This is a genomic window from Paenibacillus sp. MAH-35 (assembly GCF_058135425.1).
In genome coordinates this window covers 1-15,730 of sequence record NZ_JBYUPU010000022.1, presented here as the reverse complement: position 1 = coordinate 15,730, position 15,730 = coordinate 1, and the positions used below count along the sequence as shown (strand labels likewise).

At 55.0% G+C, this 15,730-nt stretch carries 14 protein-coding genes; 8 read left to right on the top strand and 6 right to left on the bottom strand.

Features of this window, described 5'->3' with window-relative positions:
* Nucleotides 1-132 precede the first annotated feature (132 nt).
* A complete protein-coding gene (locus AC3Y2E_RS21310; RefSeq protein WP_379213905.1) occupies nt 133-1,296 on the top strand; it encodes a M20 family metallopeptidase in 1,164 nt (387 codons plus the stop codon).
* 83 nt (nt 1,297-1,379) lie between these two features.
* Nucleotides 1,380-2,183, top strand: coding sequence for a hypothetical protein (locus AC3Y2E_RS21305; protein ID WP_379213903.1), 804 nt, complete (start codon nt 1,380-1,382; stop codon nt 2,181-2,183).
* A gap of 217 nt (nt 2,184-2,400) precedes the next feature.
* Here AC3Y2E_RS21305 and AC3Y2E_RS21300 read toward each other — a convergent pair whose 3' ends face one another.
* A complete protein-coding gene (locus AC3Y2E_RS21300) occupies nt 2,401-3,435 on the bottom strand; it encodes a M42 family metallopeptidase (protein ID WP_379213901.1) in 1,035 nt (344 codons plus the stop codon).
* 169 nt (nt 3,436-3,604) lie between these two features.
* Here AC3Y2E_RS21300 and AC3Y2E_RS21295 point away from each other — a divergent pair, with 169 nt between their 5' ends.
* Complete coding sequence (locus AC3Y2E_RS21295; protein WP_332073705.1) at nt 3,605-3,754, top strand: hypothetical protein; 150 nt, start codon at nt 3,605-3,607, stop codon at nt 3,752-3,754.
* 523 nt (nt 3,755-4,277) lie between these two features.
* Here the strand turns inward: AC3Y2E_RS21295 and AC3Y2E_RS21290 are convergent.
* A complete protein-coding gene (locus AC3Y2E_RS21290) occupies nt 4,278-5,027 on the bottom strand; it encodes an alpha/beta hydrolase (RefSeq protein WP_379213899.1) in 750 nt (249 codons plus the stop codon).
* Between the two features lie 244 nt (nt 5,028-5,271).
* On the opposite strand from AC3Y2E_RS21290, the gene AC3Y2E_RS21285 reads away from it, so the two are divergent.
* From AC3Y2E_RS21285 to AC3Y2E_RS21275, 3 genes are all read left to right on the top strand, one after another.
* Nucleotides 5,272-6,138 (top strand): amidohydrolase family protein, encoded by an 867-nt coding sequence (locus AC3Y2E_RS21285; RefSeq protein WP_332073703.1) that lies wholly within the window; start codon nt 5,272-5,274, stop codon nt 6,136-6,138.
* 29 nt (nt 6,139-6,167) lie between these two features.
* On the top strand, nt 6,168-7,145 hold the full coding sequence (locus tag AC3Y2E_RS21280) for a zinc dependent phospholipase C family protein (RefSeq protein WP_379213896.1): 978 nt from the start codon (nt 6,168-6,170) through the stop codon (nt 7,143-7,145).
* A gap of 217 nt (nt 7,146-7,362) precedes the next feature.
* Nucleotides 7,363-8,046 carry a DUF2238 domain-containing protein gene (locus AC3Y2E_RS21275; RefSeq protein ID WP_379213894.1) on the top strand — a complete coding sequence of 228 codons (684 nt, stop codon included), beginning with the start codon at nt 7,363-7,365 and terminating at the stop codon, nt 8,044-8,046.
* An 885-nt stretch (nt 8,047-8,931) separates the two neighbouring features.
* On the opposite strand, the gene AC3Y2E_RS21270 is transcribed toward AC3Y2E_RS21275, so the two are convergent.
* The 4 genes from AC3Y2E_RS21270 to AC3Y2E_RS21255 form a co-directional block, all read right to left on the bottom strand.
* A complete protein-coding gene (locus AC3Y2E_RS21270; RefSeq protein WP_379213892.1) occupies nt 8,932-10,203 on the bottom strand; it encodes an MFS transporter in 1,272 nt (423 codons plus the stop codon).
* Between the two features lie 177 nt (nt 10,204-10,380).
* Nucleotides 10,381-11,367: an ABC transporter permease gene (locus AC3Y2E_RS21265; RefSeq protein WP_190930783.1), complete on the bottom strand. Its 987-nt coding sequence runs from the start codon at nt 11,365-11,367 to the stop codon at nt 10,381-10,383.
* Nucleotides 11,357-12,874, bottom strand: coding sequence for a sugar ABC transporter ATP-binding protein (locus tag AC3Y2E_RS21260; RefSeq protein WP_379213889.1), 1,518 nt, complete (start codon nt 12,872-12,874; stop codon nt 11,357-11,359). Before AC3Y2E_RS21260 ends, AC3Y2E_RS21265 begins: the two co-directional genes overlap by 11 nt.
* An 85-nt stretch (nt 12,875-12,959) precedes the next feature.
* The gene (locus AC3Y2E_RS21255) at nt 12,960-14,051 is read right to left on the bottom strand and encodes a sugar ABC transporter substrate-binding protein (protein ID WP_379213887.1); all 1,092 of its coding nucleotides are present in this window, start codon (nt 14,049-14,051) and stop codon (nt 12,960-12,962) included.
* A gap of 312 nt (nt 14,052-14,363) precedes the next feature.
* Here AC3Y2E_RS21255 and AC3Y2E_RS21250 point away from each other — a divergent pair, with 312 nt between their 5' ends.
* Both AC3Y2E_RS21250 and AC3Y2E_RS21245 read left to right on the top strand, forming a co-directional pair.
* A complete protein-coding gene (locus AC3Y2E_RS21250; RefSeq protein WP_379213885.1) occupies nt 14,364-15,239 on the top strand; it encodes a helix-turn-helix domain-containing protein in 876 nt (291 codons plus the stop codon).
* Between the two features lie 98 nt (nt 15,240-15,337).
* A complete protein-coding gene (locus AC3Y2E_RS21245) occupies nt 15,338-15,517 on the top strand; it encodes a hypothetical protein (RefSeq protein ID WP_379213883.1) in 180 nt (59 codons plus the stop codon).
* The last annotated feature ends 213 nt before the right edge of the window (nt 15,518-15,730 follow it).

The window sequence follows — 15,730 nt, the reverse complement described above, 5'->3', positions numbered from 1 at the left end:
ATATTCAAGAAACGCCGAATGGGCCCCGACGCCAAGCAAAGTTTTCTTCCCGGAGACAGGCTCCCGGTTCGCATTGCGCCGCTCTTTCCTGTTACAATGGGGATATAACGCTATGGAAACGGGGGAGCCAGGATGAAACAGACCATCTGGAACACGATCGAACATCACGCGGACGCGCTTAAGGAAATCGCTCTGTTCATCGGTGAACATCCCGAACTCGGCCACGAGGAAGTGCTGGCGTGCGGGAAACTGACAGATAAGCTCAGACAGCACGGTTTCCGCGTCGAGACCGGAATACTCGGCCTGGATACCGCCTTCATCGCTACGTACGAATCGGACAAGCCCGGACCGACGGTCGCTTTTCTGTGCGAATACGATGCGCTGCCCGGACTTGGACATGCATGCGGCCATCACCTGATCTGCACGATGGGAATCGGGGCGGCGATCGGACTGAAATCGGCGATCGATACGACCGGCGGCACCATACGCGTCTACGGAACGCCTGCGGAGGAGACCAAAGGCGCCAAAGTGCCGATGGCCGAAGCCGGGTTGTTCGACGATGTCGATCTGGCGCTGATGGCGCATCCGTTCCACCGCTACGAGCAATCGGGTTCCTCTCTGGCGATGGACGCGCTTCAGTTCGAATATTACGGCAAATCGGCGCACGCCGCCGCCAATCCCCAGGACGGAGTAAACGCGCTCGACGCCGTGCTGCTTCTGTTCAACAGCCTGAACGCGCTCCGGCAGCAGCTCGAAAGCCATACCCGCATCCACGGCGTCATCACGGACGGCGGCAAAGCTCCGAACATCATACCCGACTATGCGTGCGCGCAATTTTATGTACGGTCGGCGAACCGTCCTTACACCGACGAGACCGTGCACAAAGTGATCCGGTGCGCTGAAGGCGCTGCGCTGCAGACGGGGTGCACGCTCAAGACGAGCAATTACGAATATTCGTACGACGAGCTGCGGACGAACGAACCTTTGTCGGAGGCGTTCACCGCCAATTTGCACGAGCTCGGAATTGCGGCCGACCGCGTATTTTCCGGACAGGACCACGGTTCGCTTGATCTGGGCAACGTATCCCGCCGCTGTCCGGCGATCCACCCGTTCGTGCAGGTCGTTGATGAGCCGTTCATGCTGCACACGCCGGAATTTCGCGATCACGCGATGATGAACCGCGCGCTGGACGGGATGATCCTCGGCGCCAAGGCGCTTGCAGGCGCCGCTTGCGATGCGGTGGCGACTCCGGGCATGCTGGAGCGGATTCGCTTGGCGTTTGAAGCGGACCAATAAAGCCGGGACGGTAGGACCGGATCAGACCCGACCAAACGGTCAGATGCCGACAATTTGTCGGGCCTAACAGAAAGGAGCGTTTTATGATGGGACAAGGATATACGTTCACAATCGAACCCGGATCTTTTTATTCGTTCGAGGACGAAGCCGCTTTAGTGGAGCAGTGCAAGGCATGGGGATTGCTTTCGGAGAAAGCGGCGAAAGCCAAAACATTTTATTACAAAGGGAACGGACTGAACGTCCCTTGCAGCATTATCGGATTGGCCGATCCGATTACCGCAGTCATCGAATTCGACAACAAACAGCGGCATTGCATCCACCCTTCGTATCTGAAAGAAATGCAAGCTTCTACGTTCGGCCGGAGGGTTACAGCTTTGTCGGACGACCCAACCGAAGCCGAAGATGCGGAACCGGCTGCGGCGGTACCGGCGGAAGTGCAGGAGGCTCACGAAGCTCAAGTAGCTCAGGAGGTTCAACAAGTTCAGGCGTCAACGCCGGACGAGCCTGCGGCCGAAGAACCGGCGGCTTCCGTTCCGGAATCGAAGCCCGAGCCGGCAGCCAAAGGAAAAGGTAAAAAGGAAAAGATTCAACTGCCGGAAGAAAAAGTGAAAATGACAGCCACCGTGATGGAATTTACGACAGTGCCGAACCATTTCTCCGATACGGACGACGAAGTTATCATTTACGAAGCGGTAGCCATCACCGAACCCGAGATCGAGCTCGGCTCCGCCTGGTCCAGCCACAGCGCCACTCTGAAAAAGCTGGACCTTGCGGTCGGAGACGTCCTCACCTTCGAAGGCAAGATCGTGGCCAAAAAGCTGACCAAACATCCGGTACCGTATAAAATCAACAATCCGGCCAAGCTGCAAAAAGTAACGGAAGAGTAGTGCAGCCGGTATGCGGGAACATGAAAAGCCTTCAACTCCGCATTGTCAGCGGCAGTTGGAGGCTGGTTTGGTTTGTTCTGAACACTTTGCACAATTATGGAGAGATTGCAAGGAAAGGATCGGATTTCGGATTGCTGCGGAGGTGTGGTTCTTTCACCGGAGTCACTTAGCACGCTTTAGAAGTTCCTTCCGTTTGGCGCTACACACCGGCCGGCCGTTACTGCGTTACATAAGCGAGCAGCAAAACGGCCGTATTCGCAATCGCGTCTTCGTGAGTCCGCTCCATGCCGTGGGAGGCGTGTACGCCCGGACCGATTAACGCTGCCCGGATGTTGCTGCCGCCACGAAGTGCCGCTGTCGCATCCGAACTGTAATTGGGATATATATCGACGGCAAACGGAATCCGCTCCTCCTTGGCCAGTTCGATAAGCCGCGAAGTCATCTCGTAATCGTACGGGCCGGACGAATCTTTGGCGCAGATGGATACGTCGGTTTCCTTGCATTCCAGATCGTCTCCCATCGCCCCCATATCGACCGCGATCAGCTCCCGGATATCCGCAGGCAACGATGACGATCCGTGTCCGACCTCTTCATACACCGAGATAAACACTTTCACGGTTCGCTCCGGGACGGTTCCCGAATCTTTCAGCGCCTTCAGCATAGCCAGCACGGCCGCCACGCCCGCCTTGTCGTCCAGATGCCGCGACTTGATGTATCCGTTAGCCAGCTTGCGCGTACGAGGGTCCCACGAGATGTAATCGCCTGTCTGAATCCCGAGCTGCGCTACGTCTTCTTTGCTTGCTACACGCTCGTCGAGCCGGATTTCCATATTCACCTCTTCCCGCTTCAACTCTCTTGCGTCCCCGTATACGTGAACCGAAGGTTTTACCGACAATACCGTGCCTTCATACTCCCGCCCGTCGCGCGTATGAACGCGGCAATATTCATTCTCAACCGACTGCATCATATAACCGCCTACCGGAGTGAACCGGAGTGTTCCGTTTGGCTTGACGGACCGAACCATCGCGCCGAGCGTATCGACATGCGCGGAGATGCCGAGCACTTCATCGCTTTTGCCGTGAACGGTAAGGATCGAACATCCCTTCGGGGTCCGCTCGGTTAAACAGCCGAGTGCCGCCGCCTCTTCCTCAACGAGCCCGATAATGCGGCCGCAAAACCCGGAGGGACTGGGTACCGCCAAAAGCCTGAGCAAAATGTCATTCATATATTCGCGGTCGATTCTTATCGCCATGCCTGTTTCCATCCTCTCCTGATTCCGTATCTACGTCCAGTATACCGGATTATCCCTCTCCCGGAAACTTGCGGACATCCGCCGATCGTATGAGATCGGAGCGGCAAGAGACACTATAAGAGTTCCCGCCTGAAGCTGGAACATCTCATAAACCGGGAGGTGAACACCGATGGCAGGACGGAACAATCGGCCGAAAAAGAACGGCCCGGCTGGACATCCTTCGCAACTCGACCAGTATCGCGAGGAATTCGCCTTGGATTTGACCGAGAAACCGGAAAACGAAAAGGAACGCAAAGACAAGACGCGTTACACGCAATAATTGGCGGGTAGTTAACCGATCCCGGTTACGGGGGATTTCACGTTTTACGGTAAAATCAGCATGAAGAAGAAAACCGTCCGGGAAAGATCCGGACGGTCCTTTGACGTGCAGACCCGCAAGTTTGTACCTGGGAGGGAAGCGGTACCTTCGCTCCAACCGCTCATGACTGAGATTTTGCGGGAACAACGCGGCTATACATAATGCATCGTAAAACAACCATTCGTCTGCCGAGCGGGCGGTGTCGTTTTCGCCAAAACGTATGCGCGGGCTCTGAACAAAATAGGAGCTTTTGGCATCTTCTATTTTCGGCCTTCTCGACAAACCGGGTCGGATAGAGGCGGTTTGCCCCCCTTATTTCAACCAATCTGATGGGAATGTACCCTTTTCAGGATTTTAACAGCTTCAAACCGCTCTTAATCTGTGTCCAAACAGGTTTCCGGACAAAATAACGGGTACAAAACGCTCCTATGCGGTTCCTTCCTCCCCCGCTTCAAGCGAGGCAGAAAGGCGAACGGTTGCGCCTTCAGTCCGAACGGATCGGAAGCCAATTCAGCACGCGGCTGATGTACGAATCCCAGAAGCTCCATTCGTGAAGTCCGGGACCTTCCTCGTATGTGACATCGAGTCCGACGTTCCGCGCATGGGCCAGAAACCGCTGGTTGTGCGGATACAAGTAATCTTCCGTCCCGCAAGCCTGGTACAGCTTGGGCTTAGGTCCATCTGACAAGGCTACCTTCTCGGCGAGACGAAACAGATCATCCTGTTCGGGAATGCGGTCCACTTGTCCGAAAATATAGCCGAAATCCCGGCTCCAGCGCTCAGGTCCGTCTGCGAGATCCAAAGCTCCGGATAAGCTCGCAGCGGCGACAAACAGATCCGGCCTGCGAAGCGCCAGCTTAAAGGCGCCATAACCGCCCATAGACAAACCGGCCACAAACGTATCCTCCCGCTTGTCCGACAACGGGAAGAACGCTCTTGCTTTGGCCGGGAGCTCCTCGCTGACGAACGTCCAGTACGGATACCCGCTTGCCATATCCGTGTAGAAGCTGCGGTTGACGGCAGGCATGACGATGGCCACGTTTTTGGTTCTCGCATACCGCTCGATCGCGGTATAACGCGTCCAAGCCGTGTGATCGTCCGACAGTCCGTGCAGCAAATAAATCGTCGGAAGTTTGCGGTCCGTCTGGCCGGGTTTCGGATCGGGAAGAATGACGTTCATCGATACGCCGATGCTAAGCGTATCGGAAGAGAAGCTGCATTGCATAAATGCCATGAGTGCGACCAACCTTTCGGAAATTTACGTTACGTTCAGAACGCTCTCATTATACTGCACTTTTGCCCTTGCTTTCCATCTTTCTACGCTTGATTTCTCCACTCTGTCCGCCTCTGTTGCATCGCGGAGCTGTCTTTAATCGCGCACTTAATTGGAATAAGGATTGAATACCTGTATATGTCTTGTTACAATAATACCGATCCGCATTCATTTTCCGAATACATAAGAATCGAGGGACTCGATTATGATTATCGACTGCCACAACCATCCGGACTGGTACGGGTACAACGTAACCCGCTTTCTGGACAACATGAAGCAGTACAACATCGACAAAACATGGCTGATTAGCTGGGAGTGCCCGGCGGACGAGTACAACCCCGCCTACAACAAAAGCATTCCCGACGCCGGGCTGCCCGACGGTCCGATCTCTTTCCGCCGCTGCGTCTCTTACGCCGAGCAATATCCCGACAAGTTCATTCTCGGCTACGCTCCCGACCCGCGACGACCGGATGCGATCGACAAGCTCGATCATGCGATCAAGCTGTACGGCGTCCGCGTGTACGGCGAGATTAAGCTGCGGATGATGTACGACAATCCGGATGCGATCCGCCTGTTCCGTTTCTGCGGGGAGAAAGGGCTTCCGGTTATCGTCCATATCGACTACGAATTCGACCACGGCTCCAAGTACCCGCGTCCGAACTGGTGGTACGGCGGCGGTATCGACGCATTTGAGCGCGCGGTCAAAGCATGCCCGGATACGACCTTCCTCGGACACGCTCCCGGCTTCTGGGCGCATATTTCCGGCGACGATCAATTCGACAAGGTCGCTTATCCCAAAGGCAAAGTAGTCGAAGGCGGCAAAGTGGGCGAGATGCTGCGCAAATACCCGAACCTGTACTGCGACATCTCCGCCGGTTCTGGGGCCAATGCGTTCAGCCGCGATCCCGAATTCGCCAAAACGTTCCTGACCGAGTTCCAGGACCGCATCCTGTACGGACGGGACTATTTCGACAACGTCCACCAGGAAGTGCTGAACAGCCTAGATCTGCCGGCCGACGTGCTCGGGAAAATTTACTCCGGCAACGCCTTGAAGCTCGTTCCGCTCGACTGATACAATAAGGGAACAAAGGAGCGTTCCCTATGCCTAACATTTGGACTCATTTCATATTCGGCCGCGAGCTGGCGGACCTTGTCGGATTTCAGGCGGCATCCGCCTCTCCGGAGCTCCGACGCGTCTACAATATAGGCTGCCAGGGACCCGACTTTTTATTTTATCATCGCTTCCTCCCATGGCAGAAAACGGCCGGCATGCCCGAGCTAGGAAGCGCCATGCACAGCAGACAATGCGGCCCTTTCCTGCTCGATCTGCTAGAAGCGGTACGGGGCAAGCCGCTTAACGCTCCGGACACGGTGTTCGCGCTTGGCTTTTTGACCCATCATATTCTCGATCGTAATGCGCACCCGTACGTGTTTTATTTGTCGGGCTTCAAGAAGTGGGACCATCAACGGTTCGAGATTTTTATCGATACCCTGGTCGCTCGTACACGGCTCGGGATCGAGACGTGGAACACTCCCGTCTGGAAAGAGATCGACGCCGGCGGCGCACTTCCCGGCGGGATTGCTGCAGTGTTCGAGCGATTGACGCGGCTGCACTATCCGGAGCTTGGCGGACGGTTCACCGCCAGGGACTGGGACGATGCATACCGCGATATGATTCGCGCTCAGAAGCTGTTCCACGACCCGGCCGCGATCAAACGGAAGATTACATTCGGTCAGATCGAACCGTTTCTGTTCAAGAAGGAAGTGCCTGCACTGGACTTTCTAAACGAATCGCGGAAGGAATGGCGGCATCCCTCCATTCTGGAGGAGCGGCATACCGAAAGCTTCTGGGACTTGTGGGAGCTGGCGATCCAGGACGGCGAGCCGCTGATGAGAGCGGCGCTGGACTATATTGCGCCTGAATCGGCTGTCGCAGAGAACGGATCGGCGGGATCAGCAGTTTCGGACCATGCGCATGCTCGCGTCAAGCTGGAAGCCCGGCTTGGCGATATCTCGTACGAGACCGGCAAGCCCTGCTCCGAAGGCCATAAGATCGTTCATGCAAACCCGATGCTTTGACTTCCCAGCGCCAGCGGAACGAAAAACGAATCGAATCAGCCTCCTGTTATCAGCCCTTTTGCGGACAACAGGGGGTTTTCTTTTGCCGCATATGCTGGATTCATGACGAACGAAAGTCCGTCCCGTCGCGGATGTATGAATTACCCACAATCGTTCACACTAAAGCAGATCGGCGATTCTCTAACCTTACATTAAGGAGGAAGGAGCAGCCTAAGCTATGGATCGGGATTTTACCGCACCTCATCCGAAACACACACGACATAGCTCCACGCCTCTGCTGCTTAATCCGCATATACCGTTTTGGCGAAACCGGGTGCTGCAGCTTCTTATTGCCGTTTACGCCGCCTTTTGGATATATATGGCCTTATCGCCGACGAACCGGATGCAATGGTTGATGGAAAACATGCTCCCCGTCGCAGCCGTTCTCGCCTTAACGTTTACCTACCGGAAGTACCGTTTGAGCACGCTCTCTTATTTGCTGCTGTTTGCCTTTTTTTGTCTCCATACGTACGCAGCTCATTATACGTATCAAAGCACCCCGTTCGACGTCTGGCTGAAATCGGCTTTTCATACGGAGCGCAGCTACTTCGACCGGGTCGTCCATTTTGCTTTCGGCTTACTGTGGGCGTATCCGGTGCGCGAACTGCTAGTCCGAAAAGCGAATCTTCGCGGAGTGTGGACGTATGCCGTTTCGGTGTCGATCGTGTTCGGCTGCAGCGCTTTGTTCGAAATACTGGAGATGGTCGTCGCCCTGATCGGCAGTCAAGCCGGCGAAGATTACATGGGCATGCAAGGCGATCTGTTCGACAGCCAGAAAGATATGGCGCTTGGAATGGCCGGAGCCGTCGTCGCCATGGGATTGCTGGGGTGGATCAATAAACACCGGAATACGGCTAGATGATAAAAGCCGCATCCTGGTGGAGCTGCTTGCCCAAGGAAGGATCGGCATCGCGGATGTATTCGCCTGTTCCCCACTTCTGCTGCCTAGTTAGATGCATCGCTTCGCTACAAAACAACCAAATTCGTCTCACCCAACAACCGCATCTAGCAAAAATCGTAAGGGGCCAGCTTCGCGAAAACGCAAATCAGCTGACCCTGTAACAAATAGGAGTCTTTAGCGAGGCTGTCGATTCATTGTGGACAACCAAGTGGAAAGGGAAAAGATTACCTTCTGGCGAGTTTTGTCTGGAATCCCCTACCTTACAATCCTTATGAAATCAAGGGATTCCGGACAACCTGTCTGAGCAGAAGAAGGTAACTTTTCACTTGGAACGGCCTGCTATCACTTCTACACAATGAATCGACAGTCTCTTTAGCATCCTCTATTTTTGCCTTTTTCGGAGGGCAGCAGCTAATAAAGGCGGCTTGCACCCCTTATTTCAACCAATTAGCGGGGGAGTACCATTTTCGGGGATAATAGAGGGTACAGATCGCTCTTATTTTTCCGCCAAAGCGGGTTTTGGACAAAATAGGGTACAAACCGCTCTTATTCGGTTTTGGGTTTGGGTTTGGCCTTGGGTTTGGCCTTGGGTTTGGCCTTGGGTTTGGCCTTGGGTTTGGCCTTGGGTTTGGCTTGGACCATGGCTTTTGGCTTCGCGCTCGCGCTCGCTCTTGCTCATGCCCTGCCCCTGACCATAGCTTCTCCCGGCGCATTGGCTCGGATCAATCGCTCCGCTGGTTGACAGGTGACGAGCTATTAATTGTATGAGAGAATCGAAAAACCGATGCCCCGGAGGGACATCGGCCGATTCTGGTGCGGTGCGGTAAAGAAGAGAAGCTGCAAGCGTCAAACCTCCGCCGCTGCCGCCTCTGCCGCGCCTTTTTGCAAATTCACTTTCATCAGCATAGCGATTCCGACGATGAAAAAGACGGCCAGCGCCAGTATGCCAAGCCGGCTCGAACCTGTCATCAAACCGACTACCGAAAAGACAAACGGTCCGACAATCGCGGAAAATTTGCTGGACACCGTAAGAAATCCGAAAAATTCCGCCGGACGGTCCTGCGGCACGAGCCGGCTGTAGATCGAACGGGCGATCGACTGACTGCCGCCCTGCACCATCCCGACAATAAACGCTAGCGCGTAGAAATGCCAGGTCTCGCTCATAAAGTAACCAAGCAAGACAATCAGCACGTAAACGCTTAACGAAATATATAACGACCGCTTCGAGCCGAGCCGCTCCGCGATTTTACCGAACAGCAGCGTGAACGGGATGCCGACAAACTGCGTAATGACAAGCGCGCCGATCAGATGACCCGTACCCAAGCCGATTTCCGTACCGTAAATCGTGGCCATCGTAATAATCGTGCTGATGCCGTCATTGAAAAACCAGTAAGCGATCAAATATTTAAGCAGCTCCGGATACCGTCTGATCCGCTTAAACGTATCCCGGATGCGGGTAAATCCGATTGCCGTATATTGGCCGATCGTGTGACTGCCTCCGGTTTTTTTATCCTTTACTTTGCGGAACAGAGGCAGCGAGAACAAATACCACCACAAAGCGACCGAAGCGAAGGAGATATAAGTGCCGGTCGTTTTATCCGGCAGTCCGAACCATTGATACTTTTCAATTAACAGCAGGTTGATCACAAGAAGAATCCCCCCGCCGATATAACCGAACGCATAACCTTTGGACGATATGTAATCCCGCTTCTCCGGTACGACCAGATCGTTTAACAACGCATCGTAAAACGAATTGCCGCCGGTAAATCCGATCGTTCCGAGAATAAATAAAAACGAAGCCAATACGTAGTCGCCGTTGCCTACAAATACAAAGCAAAGCGAAGCCACGATACCCAAATACGAAAACATCCGCAAAAATCGGATCTTGTAGCCCGAATAGTCCGCAACCGCTCCCAATATAGGCGTCAGCACAGCAACAAACAGCATAGCAATCGATTGCGTAAGCCCCCAATACGAGGTGGCCAGCTGTTCGTTCTGCAGTGTCGACGCAGCTACGCTGCTGTAGAAGATCGGCAGCACCGCGGCCATCATCGTCGTGGCGAATGCGGAGTTGGCCCAGTCGTACATCACCCATGCCCGAACCGTTTGTCGATCCACGGGAGTCCCCCTTTCGTAGTAACCGCTGTCTTCCGTTATAATCCATCCCCATTGTAACACCGCACCCGGCGGACGCCTACGATTATTTTCGGAAATGGCTGCGCTCTCGCGTCTTCCCAAACACAAAAAGCCGCAGCTTGCGGCGGCTCCTCGCATTATATAGAACATGTAAACTTTCTACACCCTGCGGCGATTCAGATGGACGAACGTAATAGCGAGCGCAAGCACCAGCACGCCGCCTTTAATAATATCAAACGCGTAATAAGGCATGTTCAGCATCGTCAGCCCGTTCAGCAGCACGCCGATCAGCACCGCGCCGAGGAACGTGCCGATGACGTTCGGTTTGCCGGCGCCGAGCACCGAGAATCCGACGAACACCGCCGCTACCGATTCCATCAGGAGCGGAGCGCCTGCATCGATTTGACCGGAACCGACCCGGGCCGCGTACAGCAGCCCGCCGATGGCGGCAAAGCAGCCGGACAGCACATAAGCGATCATCCGGACACGGTTCACAGGAATGCCGGACAGCCTCGCGGCTTCGCGGTTGCCACCCGTAATGTACAGTTGACGGCCCCAGCGGGTGTATTTCAGGAAGATATGAACGAGCGCCACCGCCAGCAGCATCAGCACGACGGGTACCGGCACGCCGAGCAGCTCTCCTTGGCCGATCCACTTGAACGATTCGAGAAACTGCCCCGGCGCTTTGGTCCCGTCGGTCATCTGCATGTTGTTGTAGATCGCGTATCCCTTCGTATACGTCTTCTGAATGCCTCCGACCATATACATCACCGCCAAAGTGGCCAGCAGGTCGGGAATCCGGAAGCGGATTATGAGCAGCGAGTTAAGCAGTCCGATGACCGCGCCGATTAAGATCGGAACGAGAATGACGACGATCAGCGGCTGCTCGAACCAGACCATCATCGTCGCGGCCGCAACAGTCGTCAGGGAGACGGTCGAGCCGACCGACAAGTCGAAGCCGTCTACGATTTGTGATAACGTCACCCCGATCGCAATAAACGTCACGATCGAGATCGAACGCAATATATCGGCGATATTGCCGTAGGTTAAAAAGTTTTCGTTCGCTATCGAGAAAAAGAGGAATACACCGGCTATGACGACCAGAGCGCCGTACTTGAAAGACAAATCCAAAAGCTTACTTTTCATCCTCCTGCTCCTTTCCGGCGCTTGCGAACAGCAGAATTTGCTCTTCCGTCGCCTCGCCTCGATTAAACTCCTTGACGATCCGGCCGTCGCACATGACAAGTATCCGGTCCGAGATGCCGATGATTTCGTTCATTTCCGAAGACAGATACAGCACGCCTTTCCCTTGCCGGGCCAGCTGCCCGATCAAGCGGAAAATATCGCTTTTGGCGCCGATGTCGATCCCTTTGGTCGGTTCGTCGAACATATAAAGCTTCGCCTCGGTCGGCAGCCATTTGCCGATCGCGACCTTCTGCTGATTCCCTCCGCTCAAGTAACCGACCGTCTGCTCGATATGCGGCGTTTTCACGCCGAGCTGTTCGACGAGCTGTGCCGAATGTCTCGACTCGGCTCTGCCCCGAATCCAGCCGGATGGCGCAAGACGTTTCAGAATCGGCAGCGTCAAGTTTACTTTCACCGACTCCCCGATCAGCACCCCCTGCTGCCTGCGCTCTTCGGGGACAAGCACGATTCCGGCGCGGATCGCATCCTGCGGTTCCTTGAGCTTCAGCGCCGTTCCGTTCATACGGAGCGTCCCCTGATCGATCCGGTCCGCGGCGAACAGCAAGCGGGACAGTTCCGTCTTGCCCGCTCCGACAAGTCCGACGATCCCGACGATTTCCCCGCTGCGCACTTCCAGATCAACGCCGTGCACTTTGCCCGATCCGTGTACGTTGTCCGCCTGGAACAACACGCTTCCGATATCCGCCTGAAGCTTTGGAAACTCCTCCTCCAGCGACTTGCCGAGCATCAGCTCCACGATCTGCGGTGCGGACGTTGCGGACGCTTCTACGGTCGATACACGTGTTCCGTCCCTCATCACCGTAATCCGGTCGCAGATTTCGAATACTTCCGGGAGCCGGTGGGAGATGAAGATCAGGCCGACACCTTCCGACTTTAACGTTCTCATCGTGCGGAACAGGCTCTCGGTTTCCTCCAGGCTGAGAGGAGCCGTCGGCTCGTCCAGGATGATGTATTTTGCTTTCTGCGCCAAAGCTCGAGCAATCAGAACGAGCTGCTTCTGGGAGATCGGCAGCTCGCCTGCCGGCTTGTCGACGGACAGCTTCGTCACGCCGATGCCTGCGAGAATGGCAGCCGCTTCCCGCCGGAGCGCTCCCCAGCTTACAAAAGCGCCGCCCGAGCCGTAGGACAGCCGGTCCAGCATAATATTCTCCGCCACACTTAATCCGGGAGCCAGAGCGGTATCGACCTCCTGGTAGACGCACTGGACGCCCGCACGCTTCGCGTCGATCGGCGTCCGAATCGACACGGCCTGTCCGTCGATCGTGATCGTCCCTTCGTCCGCGGTGTAGGCGCCGGACAATACTTTCATCAGCGTGCTTTTTCCCGCCCCATTCGCACCGAGCAGCGCGTGAACTTCGCCGGAACGCACTTCAAAATCGACGCCCGAAAGCGCACGGACGCCAGGGAAAAACTTGCCGATTTGCTCCATTTTCAGCATTCCGCTCATCGATTTACCAGCCCCTTCCTGCATTCCGCCGATACATGCGAAATCCCACCGGCTTGCCGCCGATGGGAGCTTGTCTATCTAACCTTTATTTCTGAATCTGTTTCTCCAGTTCCTTCACCTTGTCCGACAAGCCTTGCTGGCTGCCGCTCCAGCCTTTGACATAATCGCCGAGCTGGGTCGTCGATACCGCTTTGTCCGTCGGGAGCTGATCGCGGGAGACGAATACCGGTTCCAGCACGACGCTGTCCGGCGCCGACTCGCCCAGAAACTTCTGATACAGGTAACGGGCTTGCACGCGGCCGATATCTTTCGGATCGACGGCAGCGGAGGCGATCCACGGTCCGTTTTTGTCTTGGATCATTTGCAGGTCCTCATCGCTCAGATCGATACCGTATACTTTAATCTCCGTACGACCCGCCTGCTGGATAGCGCGGGATGCGCCTTTGGCAAACTCGTCCCATGCCGCCCATACTGCGGTGATATCGCCTTTGTTCGGATACTTCTTCAGAATCGCTTCCATCTGCGCCTGCGTATCGAGCGCCGTATTGTTCGTAGCCGCTCCGAATGCCGCGATTTCTTTAATATCTTTGTTTTTGTCCATAAACTCTTTGTACGCCAGTTGACGGCGTTCCATCGGAGCGAATCCGGCTACCCAGATTTTGACGATGCTGCCTTTGCCGCCGATATCTTGAGCCATTTTCTCCAGCGTGACCTTCGCCATCTGCTGGTCGCCTTGGGACAATACGGTAACGCCGGGCACTTTCAGATCGGTATCAAAAGCGACGACCGGAATTTTACGCTCCAGCGCCTTTTTCACTCCGGCTTCGAGCGCTTCCGGCTTGCCGTGGTCGATCAGGATGCCGTCGAACTTCTGGTTGACTGCGGCATCCAGGTTCGCGATCATTTTGTTCATATCGGTTTCGGCGCTGAATACGGTCACTTTGCCGCCCAGCTTCTCGACCTGCTCGGTTACGCCCGCTATGTACTGAGCGGAGAACGTTCCTTGGTTAAATTCCATAATTAGTGCAATTTTCTTGCCGTTAAGCGGTGGCTGCTCTCCGCCGCCCCCCGCATTCGTCGCCGATCCTGCAGGCTCCTGCTTGGTCGAGCACGCTGCCAGCATCATAGCCAGCACGACGGCCAGCACGACGGCGATGTAAGACTTTCTGTTTCTCATGGCCTGTTACCCCTCTCCGGTACTCCGTATCTGTGGACCGATTTCTGGAATGACGTACAGATCGGTCTGTATCCATCAATCCCAATCCGCCAGATCGGAATTGATAGATAGTATAATAGCACCGCCCAACGCCGGCGTCAATCATTTTTCGACAATTTAACCTTCTATTCCAATTAAATTAGTTTGTTTTATTGGCGATTGTCACCCAATTGTTATTTTCCCGCTATCTTGCCCCTGCTTATCAGCGATTGTTTTGGCACGCTCCGCCCTCTATACTTAATTGTACTATCGGGAAAAGAGAGGCTTGCCGCTATGAATGTATCGCTGTTATCTCCCTATATACGAACAGCTCTCGATCACACGGCCCCAGCCGGCTGGGTGCTGCACGAGCGTGTCCTGTTCGACTACGAGCTGCTTTACGTAAAGGAAGGGCACATTATCGTGACGGTCAGCGATATTACCTACGAGGGCGTGCCCGGCGACATCTTTCTGTTCAAGCCCCGGGAGCGCCACTCGATCCGGCTTGCTCCGGGATGTCCCGCGCTGCGCCAGCCTCATATTCATTTTGACCTGATCGAACGGCCGGACAGCCCCGAGGTGAAGATCAGCTTTAAGCCAATGGATCAGATGAGCGAACAGGAGCTGCGCTGGTTTCGCGACGACGTGTTGTCCTCGCCGCCCATGCAGTTGCCCAGCCGGGTCCGCCTGCGGAGCAGCGCCCTGTTTGAATCGATGCTGCTCGGCATCGTGGACGAATACGAGCGAAAGCTACCGTTTTATGAAACGAACGTGAAAGGGATGTTCATTCAGCTATGGACGCAGCTGCTGCGCGAATTGTACTGGCAGGAGCACGAACATGTGCTGACCAATATGGAAGCGCTGCAAGCGGCCAAGCTGCATATTTCCCGCAATCTGGACCGCCGCCTGTCCGTCGACGAGCTGGCTGCCGCATCTAATATGAGCAAATATTATTTCATCCGTTCCTTTAAAGGAGCCTTCGGCGTCCCTCCGATGAAATATTACCAGAGCACACGAATCGAAAAAGCGAAGGAGCTTATCCAATTCACGACGCTGCCCGTTACCGAAATCGCGCAGCGGCTCGGCTTCCCGGGCATTCATGCATTTAGCCGGGCCTTCCGCAAGGCGGAAGGGGTCGCTCCCACCTATTACAGGGGAAAGGACCGATAGTTCCGTGTGTCCGATTGCCGCTGGGCAGCCGCCCTCTCCGCTTCCGCCCCGGAGACATATAGTGTAGTATCGTTTGCCGTAAAGGAGCTGGAACCAACATGAGGCCTGTCCCCTTTCCCTATACGCCGGCGCCCGCCTATACGCTCTACGTCCGTCCCGTTGTCGTCTATCGCGACATTTATCATCCGTATGTGATTCGTATTCTTCATCCCGTTCCTTGCATGCCGCTTCCAGCCGGTACCGGCTGCTGCCATGTATCCGGACGCGGCCGGACTTAAGAGACGGTTCCCGCCTCGGCAAAGAAAGTACGCCGCCTTACCATCAGCACGTTATCGTTGTATAAACCTCTTAAAGAGATGCTGCCGGAGTAAAACAATCCGGAGCATCTCTTTTTGTTTGGCGACATAGAAGTCCGATCCGAAAACAGCGAATAGTCTTATTTTTAATATTTGTATTTATTTCCATTAATTCTATTAATAGCACTTTTATAT

Excerpts from the sequence above, each read along its gene's own strand:
- AC3Y2E_RS21310 (WP_379213905.1), top strand. The coding sequence starts at position 133 with ATGAAACAGACCATCTGGAACACGATCGAACATCACGCGGACGCGCTT.
- AC3Y2E_RS21305 (WP_379213903.1), top strand. The coding sequence starts at position 1,380 with ATGATGGGACAAGGATATACGTTCACAATCGAACCCGGATCTTTTTAT.
- AC3Y2E_RS21300 (WP_379213901.1), bottom strand. The coding sequence starts at position 3,435 with ATGGCGATAAGAATCGACCGCGAATATATGAATGACATTTTGCTCAGG.
- AC3Y2E_RS21295 (WP_332073705.1), top strand. The coding sequence starts at position 3,605 with ATGGCAGGACGGAACAATCGGCCGAAAAAGAACGGCCCGGCTGGACAT.
- AC3Y2E_RS21290 (WP_379213899.1), bottom strand. The coding sequence starts at position 5,027 with ATGGCATTTATGCAATGCAGCTTCTCTTCCGATACGCTTAGCATCGGC.
- AC3Y2E_RS21285 (WP_332073703.1), top strand. The coding sequence starts at position 5,272 with ATGATTATCGACTGCCACAACCATCCGGACTGGTACGGGTACAACGTA.
- AC3Y2E_RS21280 (WP_379213896.1), top strand. The coding sequence starts at position 6,168 with ATGCCTAACATTTGGACTCATTTCATATTCGGCCGCGAGCTGGCGGAC.
- AC3Y2E_RS21275 (WP_379213894.1), top strand. The coding sequence starts at position 7,363 with ATGGATCGGGATTTTACCGCACCTCATCCGAAACACACACGACATAGC.
- AC3Y2E_RS21265 (WP_190930783.1), bottom strand. The coding sequence starts at position 11,367 with ATGAAAAGTAAGCTTTTGGATTTGTCTTTCAAGTACGGCGCTCTGGTC.
- AC3Y2E_RS21260 (WP_379213889.1), bottom strand. The coding sequence starts at position 12,874 with ATGAGCGGAATGCTGAAAATGGAGCAAATCGGCAAGTTTTTCCCTGGC.
- AC3Y2E_RS21255 (WP_379213887.1), bottom strand. The coding sequence starts at position 14,051 with ATGAGAAACAGAAAGTCTTACATCGCCGTCGTGCTGGCCGTCGTGCTG.
- AC3Y2E_RS21250 (WP_379213885.1), top strand. The coding sequence starts at position 14,364 with ATGAATGTATCGCTGTTATCTCCCTATATACGAACAGCTCTCGATCAC.
- AC3Y2E_RS21245 (WP_379213883.1), top strand. The coding sequence starts at position 15,338 with ATGAGGCCTGTCCCCTTTCCCTATACGCCGGCGCCCGCCTATACGCTC.